This window comes from Rhodobacter capsulatus, from assembly GCF_003254295.1.
GTDB lineage: Bacteria > Pseudomonadota > Alphaproteobacteria > Rhodobacterales > Rhodobacteraceae > Rhodobacter > Rhodobacter capsulatus.
This window is the reverse complement of record NZ_QKZO01000020.1, coordinates 1-2500: the sequence shown is the minus strand read 5'-3', so window position 1 is coordinate 2500 and position 2500 is coordinate 1. Positions and strand designations below refer to the sequence as shown.

The window sequence follows — 2500 nt, the reverse complement described above, 5'->3', positions numbered from 1 at the left end:
GTCCGAACCGACACCCGTTGAAAAGGGTCCGGATGAGGTGTGGCTAGGGGTGAAAGGCCAATCAAATCTGGAGATAGCTGGTTCTCCGCGAAAGCTATTTAGGTAGCGCCTCGGACGAATACCTGCGGGGGTAGAGCACTACATGGATGATGGGGGCCCACAGCCTTACTGAGTCTAAGTAAACTCCGAATACCGCAGAGTACTATCCGGGAGACACACGGCGGGTGCTAACGTCCGTCGTGAAGAGGGAAACAACCCTGACCAACAGCTAAGGCCCCCAATTCGTGGCTAAGTGGGAAAGCATGTGGGATTTCCAAAACAACCAGGAGGTTGGCTTAGAAGCAGCCATCCTTTAAAGATAGCGTAACAGCTCACTGGTCTAGTCAAGAGATCCTGCGGCGAAGATGTAACGGGGCTCAAGCCACGAGCCGAAGCTTTGGATGTGCAGCAATGCACGTGGTAGCGGAGCGTTCTGTGATATAGCACCGCCCGACTTTAGCTCTCCTTCGGGAAAGCCTTGGTCGGACAGGTGCTGACTGTGAAGCCGGCCTGTGAGGGATCCGGTGGAGTGATCAGAAGCGAGAATGTTGACATGAGTAGCGATAAAGAGGGTGAGAGACCCTCTCGCCGAAAGTCCAAGGGTTCCTGCTTAAAGCTAATCTGAGCAGGGTAAGCCGGCCCCTAAGGCGAGGCCGAAAGGCGTAGTCGATGGGAACCACGTTAATATTCGTGGGCCAGGAGGATGTGACGGATGCTCACTGTTGTTCGACCTTATCGGATTGGTCGGGCAGCTGCGGTGTCCCAGGAAATAGCCCTCCATATGACCGTACCCTAAACCGACACAGGTGGACAGGTAGAGTATACCAAGGCGCTTGAGAGAACCACGTTTAAGGAACTCGGCAAAATGCCTCCGTAAGTTCGCGAGAAGGAGGCCCCATTCGCACGCAAGTGTGGGTGGGGGGCACAAACTAGGGGGTGGCGACTGTTTACTTAAAACACAGGGCTCTGCGAAGCCGTAAGGCGACGTATAGGGTCTGACGCCTGCCCGGTGCTGGAAGGTTAAAAGGAGGGGTGCAAGCTCCGAATTGAAGCCCCAGTAAACGGCGGCCGTAACTATAACGGTCCTAAGGTAGCGAAATTCCTTGTCGGGTAAGTTCCGACCTGCACGAATGGCGTAACGATCTCCCCGCTGTCTCAAACGTGGACTCAGCGAAATTGAACTGTGTGTCAAGATGCACACTACCCGCGGTTAGACGGAAAGACCCCATGAACCTTTACTCCAGCTTTGCACTGGCATCAGGATTGTGATGTGCAGGATAGGTGGTAGCCTTTGAAACCGTGACGCCAGTTGCGGGGGAGGCTCCCTTGAGATACCACCCTTCGCACTCTTGATGTCTAACCGCGGTCCGTCATCCGGATCCGGGACCCTGCATGGTGGGGAGTTTGACTGGGGCGGTCGCCTCCCAAATCGTAACGGAGGCGCGCGAAGGTAGGCTCAGACCGGTCGGAAATCGGTCGTTGAGTGCAATGGCAAAAGCCTGCCTGACTGCAAGACTGACAAGTCGAGCAGAGACGAAAGTCGGTCATAGTGATCCGGTGGTCCCAAGTGGGAGGGCCATCGCTCAACGGATAAAAGGTACTCTGGGGATAACAGGCTGATGATGCCCAAGAGTCCATATCGACGGCATCGTTTGGCACCTCGATGTCGGCTCATCTCATCCTGGGGCTGGAGCAGGTCCCAAGGGTATGGCTGTTCGCCATTTAAAGAGGTACGTGAGCTGGGTTTAGAACGTCGTGAGACAGTTCGGTCCCTATCTGCCGTGGGTGTAGGATACTTGAGAGGAGTTGCCCCTAGTACGAGAGGACCGGGGTGAACGTTCCACTGGTGGACCAGTTATCGTGCCAACGGTAGTGCTGGGTAGCTATGAACGGACAGGATAAACGCTGAAGGCATCTAAGCGTGAAGCCCCCCTCAAAACTAGGTATCCCTTGAGGGCCGTGGAAGACCACCACGTCGATAGGCCGGAGATGTAAGTGCAGCAATGCATTCAGTTGACCGGTACTAATTGCCCGATTGGCTTGATTTGATCCAGTAGCAACCAGGCTCACGATCAAAAGCAAGTATACACGAGGTTAGTAAAAAGAACGCTCCCCACCGGCGAAACGCCGGTGACCGCATCCGCGGTACGCGAGCTTCTCCTGATACTTGACTTGGACAGATGGCTTCTTCCTCGGTTTGGTGGTCATAGCGTTGGCTAAACACCCGATCCCATCCCGAACTCGGCCGTTAAGGGCCAACACGCCGATGGTACTGCGTCTCAAGACGTGGGAGAGTAGGTCACCGCCAAACCTAGTAAGAAGCCAAAGTTCTCTCAAAACGATACCAATAAACCCCGATCGCAAACAAAGCCCTCGGGACATAACGCGGGGTGGAGCAGCCCGGTAGCTCGTCAGGCTCATAACCTGAAGGCCGCAGGTTCAAATCCTGCCCCCGCAACCA

1 tRNA gene and 2 rRNA genes (1 of these 3 cut by a window edge) are annotated in these 2500 nt (G+C 55.0%); all 3 read left to right on the top strand.

Going from position 1 to position 2500, the window contains the following annotated elements:
- Positions 1-2087, top strand: a 23S ribosomal RNA gene (locus LY44_RS17440); it begins 748 nt to the left of the window's first position.
- Positions 2088-2235: 148 nt separating this feature from the next.
- Positions 2236-2350 (top strand): 5S ribosomal RNA (gene rrf, locus LY44_RS17435).
- A 73-nt stretch (positions 2351-2423) separates the two neighbouring features.
- A tRNA-Met gene (locus tag LY44_RS17430) sits at positions 2424-2500 on the top strand.